14 protein-coding genes are annotated in these 20,723 nt (G+C 61.0%); 7 read left to right on the top strand and 7 right to left on the bottom strand.

The window, feature by feature from the left end:
* Positions 1-14: 14 nt before the first annotated feature.
* The 5 genes from BSF44_RS26425 to BSF44_RS26405 form a co-directional block, all read right to left on the bottom strand.
* Complete coding sequence (locus BSF44_RS26425; protein WP_095945984.1) at positions 15-1,484, bottom strand: efflux transporter outer membrane subunit; 1,470 nt, start codon at positions 1,482-1,484, stop codon at positions 15-17.
* Positions 1,481-1,954 (bottom strand): MarR family winged helix-turn-helix transcriptional regulator, encoded by a 474-nt coding sequence (locus BSF44_RS26420; RefSeq protein WP_095945983.1) that lies wholly within the window; start codon positions 1,952-1,954, stop codon positions 1,481-1,483. The genes BSF44_RS26425 and BSF44_RS26420 overlap by 4 nt, the downstream gene beginning before the upstream one ends.
* 237 nt (positions 1,955-2,191) lie before the next feature.
* A complete protein-coding gene (locus BSF44_RS26415; protein WP_095945982.1) occupies positions 2,192-5,863 on the bottom strand; it encodes a translocation/assembly module TamB domain-containing protein in 3,672 nt (1,223 codons plus the stop codon).
* Complete coding sequence (locus tag BSF44_RS26410) at positions 5,860-7,587, bottom strand: autotransporter assembly complex family protein (RefSeq protein ID WP_095945981.1); 1,728 nt, start codon at positions 7,585-7,587, stop codon at positions 5,860-5,862. The genes BSF44_RS26415 and BSF44_RS26410 overlap by 4 nt, the downstream gene beginning before the upstream one ends.
* A 78-nt stretch (positions 7,588-7,665) precedes the next feature.
* Positions 7,666-8,316, bottom strand: a complete 651-nt coding sequence (locus BSF44_RS26405) for an N-acetyltransferase (protein WP_095945980.1) — start codon at positions 8,314-8,316, stop codon at positions 7,666-7,668.
* A 311-nt stretch (positions 8,317-8,627) separates the two neighbouring features.
* Here BSF44_RS26405 and xthA point away from each other — a divergent pair, with 311 nt between their 5' ends.
* Together xthA and BSF44_RS26395 are read left to right on the top strand one after the other, a co-directional pair.
* Entirely contained in the window at positions 8,628-9,440 is an 813-nt protein-coding gene (gene xthA / locus BSF44_RS26400; protein WP_095945979.1) for an exodeoxyribonuclease III, read from the top strand.
* Positions 9,441-9,629: 189 nt separating this feature from the next.
* Positions 9,630-10,970, top strand: a complete 1,341-nt coding sequence (locus BSF44_RS26395) for a substrate-binding domain-containing protein (RefSeq protein WP_095945978.1) — start codon at positions 9,630-9,632, stop codon at positions 10,968-10,970.
* A 113-nt stretch (positions 10,971-11,083) separates the two neighbouring features.
* On the opposite strand, the gene BSF44_RS26390 is transcribed toward BSF44_RS26395, so the two are convergent.
* The gene (locus BSF44_RS26390) at positions 11,084-12,313 is read right to left on the bottom strand and encodes an acyl-CoA dehydrogenase (protein WP_095059574.1); all 1,230 of its coding nucleotides are present in this window, start codon (positions 12,311-12,313) and stop codon (positions 11,084-11,086) included.
* A 165-nt stretch (positions 12,314-12,478) separates the two neighbouring features.
* Here BSF44_RS26390 and BSF44_RS26385 point away from each other — a divergent pair, with 165 nt between their 5' ends.
* The 3 genes from BSF44_RS26385 (at position 12,479) to BSF44_RS26375 (ending at position 15,062) form a co-directional block, all read left to right on the top strand.
* Positions 12,479-13,408 (top strand): LysR family transcriptional regulator, encoded by a 930-nt coding sequence (locus BSF44_RS26385; RefSeq protein ID WP_095945977.1) that lies wholly within the window; start codon positions 12,479-12,481, stop codon positions 13,406-13,408.
* Positions 13,409-13,614: 206 nt separating this feature from the next.
* Positions 13,615-14,016 (top strand): MerR family DNA-binding transcriptional regulator, encoded by a 402-nt coding sequence (locus BSF44_RS26380; protein WP_095945976.1) that lies wholly within the window; start codon positions 13,615-13,617, stop codon positions 14,014-14,016.
* Positions 14,017-14,162: 146 nt separating this feature from the next.
* Positions 14,163-15,062, top strand: coding sequence for a hydroxymethylglutaryl-CoA lyase (locus BSF44_RS26375; protein ID WP_095945975.1), 900 nt, complete (start codon positions 14,163-14,165; stop codon positions 15,060-15,062).
* A 683-nt stretch (positions 15,063-15,745) separates the two neighbouring features.
* Here BSF44_RS26375 and BSF44_RS26370 read toward each other — a convergent pair.
* Entirely contained in the window at positions 15,746-17,443 is a 1,698-nt protein-coding gene (locus BSF44_RS26370) for an AMP-binding protein (RefSeq protein ID WP_095945974.1), read from the bottom strand.
* Between the two features lie 292 nt (positions 17,444-17,735).
* Here BSF44_RS26370 and BSF44_RS26365 point away from each other — a divergent pair, with 292 nt between their 5' ends.
* Together BSF44_RS26365 and BSF44_RS26360 are read left to right on the top strand one after the other, a co-directional pair.
* Positions 17,736-18,899: an isovaleryl-CoA dehydrogenase gene (locus BSF44_RS26365; RefSeq protein WP_007946948.1), complete on the top strand. Its 1,164-nt coding sequence runs from the start codon at positions 17,736-17,738 to the stop codon at positions 18,897-18,899.
* Positions 18,900-18,911: 12 nt separating this feature from the next.
* The gene (locus tag BSF44_RS26360) at positions 18,912-20,519 is read left to right on the top strand and encodes a carboxyl transferase domain-containing protein (RefSeq protein ID WP_095945973.1); all 1,608 of its coding nucleotides are present in this window, start codon (positions 18,912-18,914) and stop codon (positions 20,517-20,519) included.
* Positions 20,520-20,723 lie beyond the last annotated feature (204 nt).

The raw sequence follows: 20,723 nt of genomic DNA, 5'->3' as shown, positions 1-20,723 counted from the left end.
ACAAGTACCTTGAATTAGTGGGTCAGCGTGGCTGGCGTGGCGGTGGCCGTGGCAATGGCCTCAGGCTGGAAACCGCCGCCCAGCGCCTGCATCAACTGGATCGACAGGTCAATCCGCTCGGCATTCAGGTTGGCCAGCTGACGCTGGGCCTGGAGCAATTGCTGCTCGATGCTGAGCACGTCCAGGTAGTTGCCGATGCCGGAACCGTAACGCTGTACCACGGTGTTGTAGGAATCCTGGGCAATGTCGGTGGCGTGCTGCTGGGCAGCGATCTGCCGGCCGATATCGCGTAGCTGGTTGATGCTGTCACTGACATCCCCCAGTGCCTTGACCAGGCTTTTGTTGTACTGCGCCACGGCGAGGTCGTAATCGGCGTCGCGCGAATCGAGGTCGGCGCGCAAGCGGCCACCGTCGAAGATCGGCACCGAGATCGTCGGTGCGATGTTGAAGAAGCGGCTGGCCGAACCAAACATCGCATCGCCCAACAACGATTCGGCACCGGCGGCGGCGCTGAGGTTCAGGTTGGGATAGAACCGGGTCTTGCCGGCATCGATGCTTTTGCTCGCGGCCTCGACCCGCCAGCGCGCGGCCACCAGGTCCGGGCGACGCCCGAGCAATTCGGCCGGCAGCACCGAAGGTAGCGCTACCGCACTCGGCTGAAGAATGTTCGGGCGGGCAATTTCATTGCCGCGGTCAGGGCCTTTGCCGAGCAGCACCGCGAGAGCGACTTTCGCGCTGTTCAGGCGTTTTTCGGCGTCGATCAGGTTGGCCTGGGAAGTGGCTTCCAGGCTTTCGGTCTGCTGGAACTGGTATTGGCTGTCGATCCCGGCAGTCAGGCGTCGCTGGCTCAGGTCGAGCATTTGCCGGGTGCGCTTGAGGTCTTCACTGGACAGGTCATAGACGATGTGTGCCTGGCCGAGGTCGCTATAGGCACGGGCGACATCGGCGGCCAGGGTCAGTTGCGCAGCCTGCTGGTCGACTTCGGCCGCGCGGGCCTGGCCCAAGGCCGCTTCCCAGGCATCGCGCTGACCGCCCCACAGGTCGAAGTTGTAATTGAAACTGCTGCTGATGCTACGCACGGTGGCGTACGTATCGCCCTGCCCACGCGGGTCCTGGTCCCGGGCCAGGCGCGAGCGGCTGACACCGGCGCTGGCATCCAGGGTCGGCATCCGCTCGGCGTCGGCTGCGGAAGCGGCAGCGCTGGCCTGATGGGCACGGGCGTCGGCGATCTGCATGTCCGGGCTGTCGCGCAGGGCCTCGCGGATCAAACCGTCGAGTTGCGGGTCGCCGAGGCTTTTCCACCAGTCGCTTTTCGGCCAGGCGGCGGGGGATAAAGTCACACCGCTGAGGGATTTCCCGGTCTTGAGGGTCTTCGCGTCGAGGCTGACGCCTTCGGTTTTCAGGCCGCTGTAACTGGCGCAACCGGCGACGCTCATGGCCAACAGCACCAAGCTCAGGCCGGTACGCAAGGGGTTACTGCTCATTTGTCACCTACCCGCAGCAGGGTGATCGCGTCACCGGCTGCCACCAAAATTTTCTTCAGGATCAACTCCAGGGTTTTCAGTTCCTCTGGAGTGATGGCACCGGCCAGTTCATTCATGGCTTCGGCACCGATGTGCGGCAGGCGGTCGGCCAGTTTCTGCCCTTCTTCGGTCAGTACCAACTGCACCTGACGGCGATCCGCCTCGGAGCGTTGGCGAGCGAGGAAACCCTTCTGTTCCAGACGATCGAGCATGCGCGTCATCGAGCCGCTGTCCAGGGACAGGTGGCGGCACAACTCGCCCGGCGAATCGACGCCGAACTGGGCGATGATGATCAACACCTTGAACTGTGCGGCGGTGATGCCGTGGGGTTCCATGTGGGTGTCGATGATCCGGTCCTTGAGCAGCGCGGCACGCCCGAGCAACAGGCCGAGATGGCAATTCTGGAAATCGTCCGGAGAGAAATGTTTCATCTGACCACCAATTAGCTGCCTAGGCAGTGAATGTATGTCGAGATGTTACTGCCTAGGCAGCGAATGTCAACGCAATAGTTAGCAGGCTTGGTAAATAGTTGACTAATGGCGTCAGATTTTGTGCTGCCCACGCCGACGCCTTCGCGAGCAGGCTCGCTCCCACAGGTTCTGCGTAACCCTTGTGGGAGCGAGCCTGCTCGCGATGGCAGCGACTCGGATCCGAGAAGAAACGGGGGCTTAGAAATCCCGCTTGTAGAAGATGTCCAGCGAACTGGCCACGCCGCCAGCGGCTTCGAGGTAAACCTTCTTGCTCAGCTTGTAGCGCAAGGCAATGGTGTTGGCCGGTTCGAACACGCCGACGCCATAGCGCAGGCTGAGCTTCTCGGAAATATTGCCGCTGGCCACCACACTGGTGGCAGTACCGCTACCCTGGGTGTCGAGCTGGAAGTCCTGGATGCCCAGGTTCTTGGCGATGCCGCTGGTCACCCCGGAACTGCCCATCAAGCCCAGACCGAGGGCCGCCTGGGCGAGCATGTTGTTGTCCTCGCCATTGCTGCTCAGCGGACGCCCGAGCACCAGATAGGACAGGGCCTCCTCCTGGCTCATGGCCGGTTCGGAAAAGATCTGTGTGGTCGGCTGCTCAGCGCTGCCACTGAGGCGAATGCCGGCGATGATGTCGCCGGTCTTGCGAATGGCCTCGATGTCCAGGTACGGCTGATCGATGGGCCCGGCAAACAGCAAGCGTGCCCGGCGCACCGAAAGCCGCTGGCCGTAGGCGCGATAACGCCCGTCGTTGAGCCACAGCTCGCCACGGGTGTCCATGTTGTCGCCGATGTGCACATGCCCCTGCACATTCGCGGTCAGGCCAAACCCGGCAAAGCTCAGCTTGTCTTCGCCAACCAGCACTTCGATGTCCATCTTCATCGCCAGCGGCGGTTTACCCTCCTCGGTTTGCTGACCAATGATCACCGTGTCATCGGAGACCTTGACCGTCGACGGCGGCAACTCGCGAATGGTGATTTCGCCCCTGGGCACCAGCACTTTGCCGGCGATGGCCAACTCGTCGCCTTTCATCGAGATCTTCAGGTCCGGAGCGACTTCCAGCTTGGCGTATGGCTCGACGGTGACTGGCAACTGCGCCCCCTTGAGCGCCAGGTCCACCACCAGTGCCTGGCCCCAGGTGACGTTGCCGCTCAGGCTGCCCTGCCCGACCTTGCCGCTGTTCCAGCCGCCGTTCAGTTCTACGCTTTCGCCGGCGATGAGTGCTTGAACGTGCAGGTTTTTCAGCTCCATCGGCAATTCAGGCCCGGAGATCTGACCGTCGCTGAGTTGCAGGCTGCCATTGACCCGCGGCACCAGCAGCCCGCCGGAAATCGTGCCGCTGCCATTCAAGCGCCCGGTCAGTTTCTCGACCATCGGCACGAACGGCCGCGCCACCGACAGGTCCAGCCCGCTCAAGCGGAACGAGCCGCTCAACGGTTTGTTCTTCGGCAACGGATCGAGCTGCGCCTGCACCATCAGTTCGCCGAGTTTGCCGCCGAGGAAGTTGAGCTCGGTATCGATGCGCTTGGGCGTGAGTTTGCTGGAGAGTTTCAGGGTCTGGTACGGGAAGTCCAGCCACTGGTCCTTGTCCTTGATGCGCAGCGTGCCGCCGCCGGCATCGACGCTGATCTGGCCGTTCGGGCCACCGGCCGGCAGGTCCAGTTGCAGGTCGGCGTTGAGCCGGCCCTGCCAGGCGAAATCCTTCGGCAACCACTGCGCGAGGCTGTCGATCGGGAATTGCTTGAGGTGATAACGCAACTTCGGCTCGGGCATCAGGCGTGAGTCTTCACCGCACAGGCTGGCTTGGCCGGATGCCCAGCAATGGGCGCCAAAGTTGATTTTGCCGTCCGCCAGGCGTTCGAGTTTCGCCGGCCCTTGCAGCTTCCAGTCCTGGCCACCGGCCTGGATATCACCGCTGGCCAGGCGTCCGCGCCAATTGCCTTTGTCCAGCGCACCGTCCAGACCCAGCGCCAGTGTCAGCTTCGGCCCTTGCAGATCGAGGCTCAGCTTCTGGTTCTTGATGTCGCCCTGGCCGCTGGCGGTCAGGGTTCCCAGTGAAGTGTCGCCGGCCCGGATGCCGCTGCCTTTGAGGTTGATCTTCGCCCGTTGCGCACTGTCGAGCGTGGCGTCCAGGTTCAGGCTTTGCAGGCGATTGTCCTGGAAAGCCAGTTGCGAGCCTTGCAGGTCAAGCTTGCCCTGGGGCGCCTTGAGCGTGCCGGCGACATCCACGCGACCATTGAGCTGGCCGCGCAATTGCGGCCAGAGCTGGGCCAGGCGCGGCAGCTTGAGATCGATCTGGCCGGCGAGTTTCTGTTGCAGGCTGCCTTTGCCGCTGATGCTGTTATCGCCGAGGCGAACTTGCAAAGCGTTGAGGTTCCATTGCTCGCCACGGCCGTCGGCCTTGGCCTGGATCACCGCCGGCTGACCACGCAGTTTGCCCTTGAGGTCCAGGTCGGCATTGAGGCTGAGCACTTCGTTTTTCAGCTCGCCCGTGCTGCGCAGCGGCCCGGCCAGTGTGCCCGGCAGCTCCGCGACCCAGTACGCCGGGTTGATCGCCGACAGGTCCAGCGCGGTGTCCCAGGCAATGCCGTCGGCGAATTGCAGGTTCAGGTGCCCTTCGGCCTTGCCCTGCCCGGCCTGGAGTTGAATCTGTTGCAGGTAGATTTTCGTCAGGTCGCCGGCGAACGGGCTGGCCAGGGTGAAGGCGCCGGCCGGACCATCCGCCGCTGCGTCAAAATGACCGAGGTACTTGCCGTCTGTGTAAGAGACTTCGCCGGTGAACGTGCGAAGCGCAACTTGCGGTTCGTCGATGAGCGGATAGAGCCTGTGCCACGGAAAGTCCAGCCAGTCGATCTTCGCCTCGGCGCTCAGACCCTTGCTCCAATCCACAAGCCCTGTGAGCTTGAGGTTTTGCTTGTCGTTGGCGGTCAGGTCCAGCGCGGCAATCTGCGCGCCCTTGGCGTCGACCTTGCCTTGCAGCACCAGGGCGACTGGCCCTTGCTCGGCGGGCAGCGTGGCTTTGCCGAGCAGCGCGTAGCCGTTTTTCAGGTCGCCCGCCCCCGTGAGTTCAAGCTGATTGAGTTGCAGGGTGTCCGGCAGATCGGCACTGGGCTTGAAGCCATCGGCGGTGATCCGCACCTTGGCCGGCAGGTTTTCCACCAGCGGTTGCAGTTCGCCGGTCAGTTGCCCGTTGAGGTAACCACTGCTGTCGGCTTTCAGGTTCAGGGTCTTGAGCAGGTCGCCGTCGACCTTCAGCGCCAGCGCCAGGGGCTCAGGCGTCGACAACAGGGTCAGCTTGCCGGAAGCGCTGAGGGGCCAGTTGCCGGAGGGTTGCAACAGACCGGACAGGTTCAGGCTCAGGTCATCGCGCTGCAACGACACCGCGTCGATCTTCAAACCCGCCGTCGTCCAGTGCGCCGCCAGTTGCAAACCCTTGAGCGCTTCGCTGCCGTTGAACAACAGGCTGCCGACCTTGATCTCCCCCAGTTCGATGGCCAACGGTAACTTGAGCTCCGGGAGTGTGATCGGGCCGCTGTCTGGCTCTTCGGCACCCGGCGGGAACGTCAGGCTGACCTGATCGGCGTGCAATTGCTCGATGCACAGGGTCATACGGGTCAGGCACAACGGCGACCAGGCGAAAATCACCTTGCTCAGCTCAACCCGGTTGCTGTCCTGCTGCCACAGCACCCGGTCGGCACTCCACTGCCCGCCCAGCCGGCCCTGGTAGTTTTCCAGGGTCAAACCCGGCACGAAACCCAATGCCCAGCGGCTGCCCGTCGCCGTGCCCAGCACCGTGGCCAGCGTCAGGACAACCACCGCCACCAGCGCCGCCATCGTCAGCAGTGTTGCTTTCAAACCACGCTTCACAGCTCAGGCCCCATGGAAAAGTGCAGTCGAATGCCGCCATCGTCGTCCAGCGCGTGGGCCAGGTCGAGGCGGATCGGCCCCACCGGCGATACCCAGCGCACGCCGATACCGACCCCGGTCTTGAGGTTCGGCAACTCAAGCGTGTTGAAGGCGTTGCCCTGATCGACAAAGGTCGCGATCCGCCATTTTTCGGCGATGGAATATTGATATTCCGCGCTGGCGGCTACCATGTAGCGGCCACCGATGCGGTCACCGTCGGAGTTTTCCGGGGACAGGCTCTGATAGTCGTAACCGCGCACGCTCTGATCGCCACCGGCAAAGAAGCGCAACGATGGCGGTACCGATTTGAAGCCGTTGGTGGCACTGCCACCGACCTGCACCCGCCCGAGGAACCGGTGATTATCGAACACCGTGGTCAGGCCTTTGACCAATGCCGTGCCGTAGAGCAAGTTGCTGTCGGAACCCAAACCTTCCTTGGCCACTTTGGACTCGAATTGCAGGCGATAGCCGTTGTGCGGATCGATGCGGTTGTCGCTTTTGAGGTACGAGTAGCTCACGCCGGGCATCAGCAAGGTACTGAGTCCCGAGTCGTCGCCCAGTTGGTAATCCTCGCGCTGCCACTTCAGCGACACCACCCGTTGCCAACCGCTGGGCAGTTTGCTGTGCCACTCGGGACCGAGGGTCAGCAGCTTGCTGTGGCTGTCCTTATCGGCAATTTCTTGATTCTGATAGCCACCGGCAAAACGCAGTTTGTCGGTCAGTGGCGGGTCCAGCGGAATGTCGTAGAACAGCCCGACGTTTTGCCGAGGTGCCGAGACTTCGGTTTCCCAGCCATAACTGTGCCCTTGCGCATTGACCCAGTGCCGGGTCCAGTTGGCCTTGGCCCGTGGACCGACGTCGGTGGAAAAACCCAGGCCCAGGCCCATGGTCCGCGGCTTGCGGGTTTCGAGCTTGACGTCCACCGGGATCGCTTCGTCCCTGGACGCCGTGGGTGCCGCGTCCACGCGAACGACTTCAAAGTAGCCGCTCGATTGCAGGTTCTGATTGAGTTCAGCGATCAGTTCCGAGTCATACGGCGTGCCGGTCTTGAACGGCACCATGCGTTGCAGCAGATCGTCATCGAACGGCGTATCGCCCTCGAAACTGACCTTGCCCAAGGTATAGCGCGGACCGCTTTCATAGATCAGTTCGATATCGGCGACGCCGGCACGGGGGTCGACCGACAGTTTTGAACGGGTGAAACGGCCGCTGAAAAAGCCATAACGCGAAGCCTGGTTCTGAATCAGGCGCTTGGCGTCCTCGTAATGCCCATGGTTGAGCACGGCGCCGGGCTTGAGCGCGTCGCTTTTAGGGATTCGAAAGGACTTGAGGGAAGCTGCCGGACCGTCGACACGCACCGTGACGTTGCGCAAGTGCACCGGCTCGCCGGGGTCGACCTTCAGCACCAGGCGCGGTTTTTCGCCGCCCTTCACCTCGCTGTCGATGTGCGGCTGGTAATAACCCAGGGCCTGGGCGGCCTTGCGCGCCTGCTCTTCGGCGCCACGGCTGAAGCGCAGCAACGCCTCTTCATCGCGATCGCCGAGGCCGCCGATATAGCCTTCAATATTGGCCTTCAGCTCGTCATTGGACGGTTTGATCCGTACATCCAATTCACTTTGTGCCAGCGCCGTGCAGCTGGTCATCAGCATCAGCACACCGCTGGTAATTCTTCCTGGAAACTTCATAGGCGCGGATGCTATCACGAGCATGGATCATGAACATGGGAGCGTGATAGAGCCTGACAAGCAAAGAAAGTTCGTCGTTCAAGCCGTTGCAGTATGTAACACCTGGGGATTGGGGTGAAAAAACACGTGTTCGCGAATCGGTCCTACGGCAACCTCACCGATTTCCTGATAGCCCTGGCGCTTATAGAACTCCAGGTAGCGAGGGTTCCCGGTGTCGAGGATCACGCCCTGAGAGTTTTCATCCACCGCGCACCAGTTGTGCACGGCTTGCAGCAATTGTTCACCGAAATGCTGGCCCTGGAACTGCGGATGAACCCCCAGCAACGGCAGGACGTGCACCGACTCGTTCGGCACGCAGGCCTCCACGGCGGCGTGATACTCGAGGTAGCGACGGGTGCAGCGAAATCCCGTGCTGAGCACCATGCGCAGGCGCCAGGCCCAACTTTCAGTGACGCCCAGGCGTCGTTGCGGCGGTGCGATCAGGGCGATGCCGATCAAGCGGTCGTTGACCAGCAGGCCGATGGCCGGCAGGTCCTGGAGAAAGTGCTGGGTCACCAGTTCGCGCACGGTGGCGCGAACCCGCTGTTCGTAGCCGGGGCGCTCGGCTTCGAACAAATAGCCGAAGGTCGGCTCGTGTCGATAAGCCTGGTACAGCAGCGAACGTGCTTCGCGGGCGTAGCCGCTGTCGAGCATGTGAATATCGGCGATGGCGGTCGAGGTTTCGGGCATGACGGTTGATCTCCCCGGCACAGCTCGGGTGGCTGCGCTCTTGTTGTTACGAGCCTGTCGGCGCTGACACAGTTCCTTACAGATCCGAACTCAGTGTAGGCAATGAAATCGCCTTCGTCGGAACGCCGCCCGGAGCCGACTCGCTCCCACAAAGGGACAGACCACATCCGTTCCCTGTGGGAGCGAGCCTGCTCGCGATGAGGCCATCACTGCCCACACAAGACTGACTGACAAAACCGAATCCCCTCACCCCACACTGGCCCGATTCCCACATGTCAGCTAGCATCGCCCTTTTGCCAGGACTGCCGACCATGAAGATCGTCTCCTTCAACATCAACGGGCTGCGCGCCCGTCCCCATCAGCTGGCGGCGCTGATCGAAAAACACCAGCCCGATGTGATCGGCTTGCAGGAAACCAAGGTCCACGACGATCAGTTCCCACTGGCAGAGGTTCAAGCCCTGGGTTATCACGTGTACTTCCACGGGCAAAAAGGCCATTACGGCGTCGCCCTGCTCTCGCGCCAGGAGCCGCTGGCCCTGCATAAAGGTTTCGCCACCGACGAAGACGACGCCCAGCGACGCTTCATCTGGGGCACCTTCGCCGACGTCAACGGCGTGCCGGTGACCATCATGAACGGTTACTTCCCACAGGGCGAAAGCCGCGACCACCCGACCAAGTTCCCGGCCAAGCAGCGTTTCTATGGCGACTTGCAGCAATTGCTGGAAAGCCAGTTCAAGAACGACCAGCCGCTGGTGGTGATGGGCGATGTGAACATTTCCCCGGAAGACTGCGACATCGGCATCGGCCCGGACAACATGAAGCGCTGGCTGAAAACCGGAAAATGCAGCTTCCTGCCGGAAGAACGCGAGTGGATGGCCCGCCTGAAAAACTGGGGCCTGGTGGATAGTTTCCGCCACCTGAACCCGGACGTGGCGGATGTCTTCAGCTGGTTCGACTACCGCAGCCGCGGTTTTGAGGACGAGCCCAAGCGTGGGCTGCGCATTGATGTGATCCTGGCTTCCCACGGCTTGCTGCCACGGGTGAAGGCCGCCGGTGTGGACTACGAACTGCGTGGCATGGAAAAACCTTCGGACCATGCGCCGATCTGGCTTGAGTTGAGCTGATCCCTCCCGGCTGCATCAAACTCCTGTGGGAGCGAGCCTGCTCGCGAAAGCGGTGTGTCATTCAACAATGATGTCGACTGATACGCCCTCTTCGCGAGCAGGCTCGCTCCCACATGAGAAAGTGTCATTTTTCCGAAACCTTACTGACTTAATCTCCCGACACCTCCTTTGGCTATGTAAGGTGCCGGCATGATGCTGCGCGTGTTGTTCCTGTTGATGCTGTGCACGGGCTTGCCGCAAGCGGCCTCGGCCGGCGACTTGCCGACACCCGAACACGGCCCGGTGTTGCGGATTCAGGGTTCCAACACCATCGGCGCGGCATTGGCACCGGCACTGGTCGAGGGCCTGCTGAGTGAACAGGGCCTGCGCAAGATCCACCGCGAACCCCCGGACACCGCCAACGAACTGCGCATCGTCGGCGAAACCGTTCAGGGCCGTCGGGTCGTGGTGGAGGTGGCGGCCCATGGTTCCAGCACCGGTTTTACCGCGCTAAAAGCCGCCAGAGCCGATCTTGCCGCCTCGTCGCGCCCGATCAAGGACAGCGAACTGGTCAGCCTGCAATCGCTCGGTGACCTTAAAAGCCCGGGCGCCGAACAGGTCATTGCCATCGATGGCCTGGCGATCATCCTTCACCCGGACAATCCGCTGAACCAACTCGACACCCTGCAACTGGCGCGCATCTTCAGTGGCGAGGTGAAGACCTGGGAAGACATCGGCGGTCGCGGCGGGCCGATACATCTGTATGCTCGGGATGATCAGTCCGGGACCTACGACACCTTCAAGGAACTGGTCCTCAGCGGCCGAGGGAAAACCCTGGGCAGTACAGCGAAACGTTTCGAGTCCAGCGAACAATTGTCCGATGCGGTCAGCGCAGACCCGCAAGGTATCGGTTTTATCGGTTTGCCCTACGTGCGCCGGGCCAAAGCCGTGGCCATTGTCGACGGTCAATCGCAGGCCATGCTGCCGCTCAACAGCCTGATTGCCACGGAAGATTATCCGCTGTCCCGTCGGTTGTTCTTTTACCTGCCACCGACGGGGAAAAATCCCTGGGCCCAGGCACTGGTGGCCTATGCCCAAAGCAGCAAAGGGCAGGCGATTGTTGCCGCCAACGGGTTTGTTGCCCAGACCGTCCAGGCCATGGCCGTCACGCCGAATGCATTGATGCCCGAGGGATACCAGTCCCTCAGTCGTCATGCCCAGCGGTTGTCGGTGAATTTTCGCTTTGAAGAAGGCAGTGCCAGCCTGGACAACAAGGCGCGGCAAGACCTGACGCGAGTGCTCGACTATATAAAGCAGCAAGACAAAATGTCCGGGCAAGTGACGCTGGTGGGGTTTGGCGATGCCAAGAGCGACCCGGCGCGTGCCGATCTGTTGTCGAAGCTGCGGGCCATGGCGGTACGGCGGGAGTTGGCGAAGAGCGGCGTGGTGTTTCGCGAGATACGTGGATTCGGTGCCGAAATGCCGGTGGCGGCCAATAGCGCCGATGAGGGAAGGATCAAGAATCGGCGGGTTGAGGTTTGGGTGTATTGAATTTGATGTTGATGTATTGAATTCGACGACGCCATCGCCAGCAGGCTGGCTCCCACAGGGATCACACTGAACCTGTGGGAGCCAGCCTGCTGGCGATTGAAGCCGCTGCGGTGTTAGTGCCCGCTACGCATCATCTCCTTTGGCACATATTTGCCGATTTCGAACTTGCCGATCGCCGCACGGTGCACTTCGTCCGGGCCGTCGGCCAGGCGCAGGGTGCGTTGCATCGCGTACATGTAGGCCAGCGGGAAATCGTTGGAAACCCCTGCCCCGCCATGGATCTGGATCGCCCGGTCGATCACCCGCAACGCGACGTTCGGCGCCACGACCTTGATCTGCGCGATCTCGCTTTTCGCCACTTTGTTGCCGACGGTGTCCATCATGTACGCCGCTTTCAACGTCAGCAGGCGTGCCATGTCGATCTCCATCCGCGAGTCGGCGATCTTGTCGATATTGCCGCCCAGGCGTGCCAGCGGCTTGCCGAACGCCGTACGGTTCACTGAGCGTTTGCACATCAGTTCCAGCGCCCGCTCGGCCATGCCGATCGAACGCATGCAGTGGTGAATCCGGCCAGGGCCAAGGCGACCTTGTGCGATTTCGAAGCCGCGTCCTTCGCCCAGCAGGACGTTTTCGTACGGCACCCGCACGTTTTCAAAGTGCACTTCGGCGTGCCCATGTGGTGCATCGTCGTAACCGAACACTGGCAGTGGACGCACGATCTTCACGCCAGGCGCATCCACCGGCACCAGAATCATCGAGTGCTGGGCATGACGTGGCGCGTCCGGATTGCTCAGGCCCATGAAGATCAGGATTTTGCAGCGCGGGTCGCACGCACCCGACGTCCACCACTTCTTGCCGTTGATCACCCACTCGTCGCCATCGCGCACGGCACGGGCGGCCATGTTGGTGGCGTCGGAGGACGCGACGTCCGGTTCGGTCATGGCGAATGCCGAGCGGATCTCGCCGCGCAGCAGGGGTTCGAGCCAGCGTTGTTTCTGCTCTTCGTTGGCGTAACGCACCAGCACTTCCATGTTGCCGGTGTCCGGTGCCGAGCAGTTGAATGGCTCTGGCCCCAGCAGCGAGCGACCCATGATTTCCGCCAATGGCGCGTATTCGAGATTGGTCAGCCCGGCACCCAGTTCGGACTCAGGCAGAAACAAATTCCACAGGCCCTCGGCCTTGGCCTTGAGTTTGAGTTCTTCCATGATCGCGGTCGGCTGCCAGCGATCGCCCTCGGCGACCTGGCGCTCGAACACGGCTTCGGCGGGATAGACGTAGGTGTCCATGAACGCTGTTACACGCTCACGCAGTTCCTGAACCTTGGGCGAATAAGCGAAATCCATGAGCGAGATACCTTCTTGGGGGAGGTTGTTTAGGTCATGCAATCGATGCTAGAACAGCGCTGATAATTTACCTAGCCTATTCTCGGCGTGTATAAACATTCATCACCGATATATGATCGACTGATCGTCACGGTCAGCCCGCCCACACAACAAGAGAGCCGCGTAATGAATCTGAGCAAGGTCGATCTCAACCTTTTCATCGTCTTCGACGCGATCTACACCGAAGCCAACCTGACCCGTGCCGGGCAGATTGTGGGCATTACCCAGCCAGCGGTGTCGAACGCTCTGGCCCGGTTGCGCGAGACCTTCAACGACCCGTTGTTCGTACGCACCGCCCAAGGCATGGTGCCCACGCCCATGGCGCAGAACATCATCGGCCCGGTGCGCAACGCGCTCTCGCTGCTGCGCGTGTCGGTGCAGGAAAGCCGCATTTTCAACCCGCAGCAAGCGGTCAAGACCTATCGCATCAGCATGACCGACCTCACCGAAGCGGTGATCCTGCCGCCATTGTTCCAGCGCCTGCGCCGCCTGGCGCCGGCGGTGATCATCGAAAGCTTCCTGTCCAAACGCCGGGAAACCACCAAAGAGCTGGCAGCCGGTCGCCTCGATTTCGCGGTGGATGCGCCACTCAACACCGACCCGCAGGTGCGTCACGTCAAGTTGATGGAGGACCGCTACGTGTGCGCCATGCGCAAGGGGCATCCGCTGGCGGGCAAGGATAAACTCAGCCTGGATGATTATCTGGGCCTGACCCACATCCATATTTCCAGCCGACGCAGCGGCCTCGGCTATGTCGACCTGGCGCTGGGCAAGATGGGCATCCAGCGCAAGATCGCCCTGCGCTCCCAGCATTACCTGATGGCCTCACAGGTGATGCAGCAGACCGACATGGTCATGACCGTACCGGAACGTTTTGCCCGTCGTAACGATCTGCAAGCCTTTAATCTGCCGGTCAACGATGTACCGCCGGTGGAAACCCACCTCTACTGGCACGAAAGCACCGACCAGGACCCGGCGAACCGCTGGATGCGCGAGCAGATGATCGAGTTGTGCCAGCAGGTGACGGCGCAGGAGAAAAAGCTCGAGAAGGTGTAGGGCTTGATACCGAAGCGCCCCCATCGCGAGCAAGCTCGCTCCCACAGGGATTATTTGTTGTACTCAGATGTTGAGTTCAATGAAGAACCACTGTGGGAGCGAGCCTGCTCGCGATGAGGCCCGCAAGAACACTGAAATCTCACACCCCTTGACGTAAACGTCAACCTGCCATTAGCTTAGCGCCATGACCTATTGCGAGCGCGCCCATGAGCAGCCAGACCTACAGCATTTCCGACCTCGCCCGCGAGCTCGACATCACCACCCGCGCCATTCGCTTTTATGAAGAGCAAGGCTTGCTCAGCCCCGAGCGCCGTGGCCAGGAACGCATTTACTCGCCCCGCGACAAGGTCAGCCTGAAGCTGATCCTGCGGGGCAAGCGCATCGGTTTCTCCCTGGCGGAATGCCGCGAGCTGATCGAACTCTACGACCCGTCCAGCGGTAACACCAAGCAGTTGCACAGCATGCTGGCGAAAATCAGCGAGCGCCGTGAGCAGCTTGAACAGCAAATGCTGGACATCGAACAGATGAAGCTGGAACTGGACACGGCCGAAGAGCGCTGCGTGCAGGCACTGGAGCAGACGCTCAAAAGCCAGGAAGCCATCCAATAAAACCCGCCCCCTTGTAGGAGCGAGCCTGCTCGCGATGGTCGTTAACGATTACGCGTGTCTGCTGGATAAACGCGGTGCCTGGGAGTCCATCGCGAGCAGGCTCGCTCCTACAGGATTCTTCGAACAATTCACACAGGTCGAATCCCATGTCCCTCCCAACCCACGTACGCCTGGTCGAAGTCGGCCCACGCGACGGCCTGCAAAATGAAGCCCAACCCATCAGTGTTACCGACAAAGTACAACTGGTCGATGCACTGACCGCCGCCGGGCTTGGCTATATAGAAGTCGGCAGTTTCGTTTCGCCCAAGTGGGTGCCGCAGATGGCCGGCTCCGCCGAGGTCTTCGCGCAGATCCAGCGCAAACCCGGTGTGGTCTACGGCGCGCTCGCCCCCAACCTGCGCGGTTTCGAAGATGCCCTCGCCGCCGGGGTAAAGGAAGTGGCCGTGTTCGCCGCGGCGTCCGAGGCGTTTTCCCGGCGCAACATCAATTGCTCGATCAGCGAAAGCCTGGAGCGTTTCGGGCCGCTCATGGAGGCCGCCAGACAACATGGGGTGACCGTGCGCGGGTATGTGTCCTGTGTGCTGGGCTGTCCCTATGAAGGTAACGTCGCCCCGGAGCAGGTCGCCGTGGTCGCCCGCGAGCTGTATGCCATGGGCTGCTATGAGGTCTCGCTGGGGGACACCATCGGCACCGGCACCGCTGGCGCAACCCGCAGGATGTTTGAAGTGGTATCGAAGGATGTGCCCCGGGAGAAACTCGCAGGTCACTTCCACGACACCTACGGCCAGGCTGTGGCAAACATCTACGCCAGCCTGCTGGAAGGCATTTCGGTGTTCGACAGTTCCATCGCAGGCCTGGGCGGCTGCCCCTACGCCAAGGGCGCCAGCGGTAACGTCGCCACCGAAGATGTGGTTTACCTGCTCAACGGCCTGGGCATCGACACCGGAATCGACCTCGACGCCTTGATGCTCGCTGGCCAGCAGATCTGCACAGTATTGGGTCGCCCTACCGGTTCCCGCGTGGCCAAGGCCCGCAGCGCACAGTGAGTGCGCTGAGTGTGTCAGGGTGTTACCGCTGTTTCTGAAACGTGGGCAGAAGCGAGTAACACGGAAACAAAATGTAGGGTTTTGCCTGAGACCAAAAACCCTACAATTTTTCAAACCATTGATTTTAAAGGCTTTTAAAAAGTTGGCACGCCTCCTGCTATATCTATCGCATAACAAGAATAAAAAAATTGCAGCAAACCTAATAAAAACAAGACGTAACGACTCTGACATAACAAAAACAACACGGCAGAGACGCAGCTAACAGATTTTTTTGGAGAAGATGTGCTTTTCAGGGTGCTTTTCGGAGTTACCCGCAACCGGGCAGAGAATAATAAAACTACCTTCAGGTAGCTCCCGAACTGGTTGGATCGCTCAGCGAGAAAGTAGATCAGCGCTCAAAAAAATACGTTTGCTCTTGATCCCGAATGGGGATCGCCAAAAACAGCGGTAAAGGGCAACGGTTGCCAAAAACAACAACAGACCGACCCTCAATAATAAAAAAAGAGCACGCGCAACGAAATTAAAGGGGAGCTTCGGCTCCCCTTTGTGCTGTCTGGCATTTATATTTCTCACCACCGCCCACTGTGGGAGCGAGCCTGCTCGCGATAGCGGTGGGTCAGTCGACATCCTTGCTGGATGTTCAATCGCCATCGCGAGCAGGCTCGCTCCTACAGGGGAATGAGTCAGGCCTTGTTGATGCGCAACTCCTCGATACTGATCTCGCGCATCCTGAATTTCTGGATCTTGCCGGTCACCGTCATTGGAAACTCCTCGACGAACTTGAAGTAACGCGGCGTCTTGAAGTGCGCGATGCGCTCCTTGCACCAGGTTTGCAACTCTTGCTCGGTGGCACTGTGACCGGGGTGGAACTTGATCCAGGCGACGATCTCTTCGCCGTAGCGCGAGCAGGGAATCCCGATCACCTGCACGTCCGCCACAGCCGGGTGAGTGAAGAAAAACTCCTCCAGCTCCCGTGGGTAGATGTTCTCACCGCCACGGATGATCATGTCCTTGTTGCGCCCGGCAATGCGCACGTAACCCTCGTCATTCATGCTCGCCAGGTCACCGGTGTGCATCCACCCGGCCTGGTCGATGGCGTCTGCCGTGCCTTCCGGGTTGTTCCAGTAACCGAGCATCACGCTGTAACCACGGGTGCACAGCTCGCCGATGGTGCCGCGCGGTACCAGGTTGCCCGCCTCGTCGATGATCTTGCTTTCCAGTTGCGGCTGGGTGCGGCCGACGGTGGTCACGCGCAGTTCCAGGTTGTCTGAAGGACCGGTCTGCAACGACACCGGACTGGTTTCGGTCATGCCGTAGGCAATCTGCACTTCACTCATGTGCATTTCGCTGATGACCCGGCGCATCACTTCGATAGGACAGGTTGCGCCCGCCATGATCCCGGTGCGCAGGCTCGACAGGTCGAACCCGGTACGCTGAGGTTGATCAAGCATGGCGATGAACATGGTCGGTACGCCGTACAGCGCGGTGGCCTTTTCTTCGGCCACGGTGCCGAGGGTCAACAATGGATCGAACGCGTCGTTCGGATAAATCATCGTGCTGCCATGGGTGATGCAGCCGAGGTTGCCCATGACCATGCCGAAGCAGTGGTACAACGGCACCGGGATCACCAGACGATCAGTGGCGGTCAGGCCGAGGCTTTCGCCGACCATGTAGCCATTATTGAGAATGTTGTAGTGGCTGAGGGTCGCGCCCTTGGGGAAACCGGTGGTGCCGGAGGTGTACTGGATATTCACCGGCTGATCGAAATGCAGGCTGTCCTGGCGTTCATGCAGTTGCTCGACCGCCACGCTACCCGCCAGATCGGCCAGTTGCGACCATGGCAGGAACCCCGACGGCGGCTGCGAATCCAGGCTGATGACGCCACGCAACTGCGGCAGCCGCTCACTCTGCAACTTGCCGATGGATTGCTCGGCCAGTTCCGGCACCAGGCCTTGCAGCATCGCGTGATAGTCCGAGGACTTGAAGGCTCCGGCACACACCAGCCATTGGCAGCCGGACTGCTTCAATACATATTCGAGTTCGGAACTGCGATAGGCGGGGTTGATGTTGACCAGGATCACGCCGATTTTCGCCGTGGCGATCTGGCTGATGCACCACTGCGCACAGTTGGGCGCCCAGATGCCAAGGCGGTCCCCGGTTTGCAGCCCCAGCGCCAGCAGTGCTCTGGCGTGCAGGTCCGCAGCCTCGGCCAATTGCCGCCAGGTGTAACGCAGCTGCTGATGGCGCACCACCAGCGCCTCCCCGTCCGGGTACTGTGCAACCGTGTTGTCGAACGCCTGGCCAATGGTCATCGCCAGCAAGGCTTTGTCCTGGGAACCACGGGTGTAACTGCGTTGCGGGCTTGCACTGGGTTGATCCATGACGACCCCTATTGTCTTTATTGATGGGCTACCGGCGATCCCCTGTAGGAGTGAGCCTGCTCGCGATGATGGACTTACAGCCGACATTGTCGCCAACTGATACACCGCCATCGCGAGCAGGCTCACTCCTACAGGATTGGTCCGCGTTCTATCTTGAACTGGCTCTACTCTCGCTCAAGTTGACGTTAACGTAAAGGGTGATTGACAGCCATTCGTCACAGGCTTACGTTAACGTAAAGGTGAGAACCCATTGACAGTCTCACCAACCGACAAAAATGCCAAAAGGTGACCCATGAGCTATCCATCCCTGAACTTTGCCCTCGGTGAAACCATCGACATGCTGCGCGATCAGGTTCAGTCCTTCGTCGCCAAGGAGATCGCCCCGCGCGCCGCTCAGATCGACATCGACAACCTGTTCCCCGCCGACCTGTGGCGCAAGTTCGGCGACATGGGCCTGCTGGGCATTACCGTGCCGGAGGAGTACGGCGGTGCCGGCCTGGGTTACCTGGCCCACGTGGTGGCCATGGAAGAAATCAGCCGTGGCTCGGCCTCGGTGGCGCTGTCCTACGGCGCCCACTCCAACCTGTGCGTCAACCAGATCAACCGCAACGGCAACCACGAGCAGAAATCCAAATACCTGCCCAAGCTGATCAGCGGCGAGCACATCGGCGCCCTGGCCATGAGCGAACCGAATGCCGGTTCCGACGTGGTATCGATGAAACTGCGCGCCGACAAACGCGGCGACAAGTACGTGCTCAACGGCAGCAAGACCTGGATCACCAACGGTCCGGATGCCAACACCTACGTGATCTACGCCAAGACCGACCTGGAAAAGGGCCCCCACGGCATCACCGCCTTCATCGTCGAGCGCGACTGGAAAGGCTTCAGCCGCAGCAACAAGTTCGACAAGCTCGGCATGCGCGGTTCGAACACCTGCGAGCTGTTCTTCGATGACGTCGAAGTGCCGGAAGAAAACATCCTCGGTGTGCTCAACGGCGGTGTGAAAGTGCTGATGAGCGGCCTCGACTACGAGCGCGTCGTTCTTTCGGGTGGCCCGACCGGGATCATGCAGGCGTGCATGGACCTGATCGTGCCCTACATCCACGACCGCAAGCAGTTCGGCCAAAGCATCGGCGAATTCCAGCTGATCCAGGGCAAGGTTGCCGACATGTACACCCAACTGAACGCCAGTCGCGCCTACCTGTATGCCGTGGCCCAGGCCTGCGAGCGCGGCGAAACCACACGCAAGGACGCCGCTGGGGTGATCCTCTACAGCGCCGAACGGGCCACGCAAATGGCCCTCGACGCGATCCAGATTCTCGGCGGCAACGGCTACATCAATGAATTCCCGGCCGGCCGTCTGTTGCGTGACGCCAAGCTGTACGAAATCGGCGCGGGTACCAGTGAGATCCGTCGCATGCTGATCGGTCGCGAACTGTTCAACGAAACCCGCTAAACGGAGCTGCACATGGCTACCCTGCATACCCAGCTCAACCCCCGTTCAGCGGAGTTCGCCACCAATAGCGCGGCGATGCTCAAGCAGGTCGACGCGTTGCACACCCTGCTCGCCCAAGTGGCGCAAGGTGGCGGCCCGAAGGCACAGGAACGCCACACCTCGCGGGGCAAACTGCTGCCTCGCGAGCGCATCAACCGCTTGCTCGATCCGGGTTCGCCGTTTCTGGAGATCAGCCAACTGGCGGCGTACGAGGTGTATGGCGAGGACGTCCCCGCTGCTGGCGTGATTGCCGGGATCGGCCGTGTGGAAGGCGTCGAGTGCATGATCGTCGCCAACGACGCCACCGTGAAAGGTGGCTCGTACTACCCGCTGACCGTGAAAAAACACCTGCGCGCCCAGACCATCGCCCAGCAGAATCGCCTGCCGTGCATCTATCTGGTGGACTCCGGCGGCGCCAACCTGCCGCGTCAGGATGAAGTGTTCCCGGATCGCGAGCACTTCGGGCGGATCTTCTTCAACCAGGCCAACATGAGCGCCATGGGCATTCCGCAGATTGCCGTGGTCATGGGTTCCTGCACCGCTGGCGGCGCCTATGTACCGGCGATGGCCGACGAAGCAATCATGGTCCGCGAGCAAGCGACCATCTTCCTCGCCGGCCCGCCGCTGGTGAAAGCCGCGACCGGTGAAGTGGTCAGTGCCGAGGACCTCGGTGGGGCCGATGTGCACTGCAAGATTTCCGGTGTGGCCGACCATTACGCCGAGAGCGATGAGCACGCTCTGGCGCTGGCCCGCCGCAGCGTGGCCAACCTCAACTGGCGCAAGCAAGGCGAGGTTCAACAACGCACTCCAATCGCCCCGCTCTACAGCAGCGACGAGTTGTACGGCGTGGTCCCGGCCGACGCCAAGCAACCGTTTGACGTGCGCGAAGTCATTGCGCGGCTGGTGGATGGTTCGGTATTCGACGAATTCAAGGCGCTGTTCGGGACCACACTGGTCTGCGGTTTTGCCTACCTGCACGGTTACCCGATCGCGATCCTCGCCAACAACGGCATCCTGTTCGCTGAAGCGGCGCAGAAAGGCGCGCACTTCATCGAACTGGCGTGCCAACGCGGCATCCCACTGCTGTTCCTGCAAAACATCACCGGCTTCATGGTCGGCCAAAAATACGAAGCCGGCGGCATCGCCAAGCACGGCGCGAAGCTGGTGACGGCAGTGGCCTGCGCCAAGGTGCCGAAGTTCACCGTGATCATCGGCGGCAGCTTCGGTGCCGGTAACTACGGCATGTGCGGTCGGGCCTACGATCCGCGCTTTCTGTGGATGTGGCCGAATGCGCGCATTGGCGTGATGGGCGCCGAACAGGCGGCCGGCGTGTTGGTGCAGGTCAAGCGCGAGCAAGCCGAACGCGGTGGCCATGGTTTCAGCGCCGAGCAGGAAGCCGAGATCAAGCAACCGATCCTCGACCAGTACGAAGAACAGGGTCACCCCTACTATTCCAGCGCGCGCCTGTGGGACGACGGTGTCATCGACCCGGCCCAGACCCGCGACGTACTGACCCTGGCCTTGTCCGCGTCGTTGAACGCGCCAATCGAACCGAGCCGCTTCGGCGTGTTCCGGATGTGATTTTTTGTAGGAGCGAGCTTGCTCGCGATGGTCGTCAACGATAACGCTGCAAGCCTGACACCCAGCGGCGTCCTCAAGACCATCGCGAGCAAGCTCGCTCCTACAGAATAGAGTTGTGGAGACGGACGAATATGAGCGAATTCAACACCCTCGAACTGCTGAGCGACCCAAGGGGTTTTGCAACCCTGTGGCTCAGCCGTGAAG

Source organism: Pseudomonas sp. ACN8 (assembly GCF_002303925.1).
In the GTDB taxonomy this organism is placed as follows: Bacteria; Pseudomonadota; Gammaproteobacteria; order Pseudomonadales; family Pseudomonadaceae; genus Aquipseudomonas.
The sequence above is the reverse complement of the archived record's forward strand: the minus strand, read 5'-3'. Positions and strand labels throughout refer to the sequence as shown.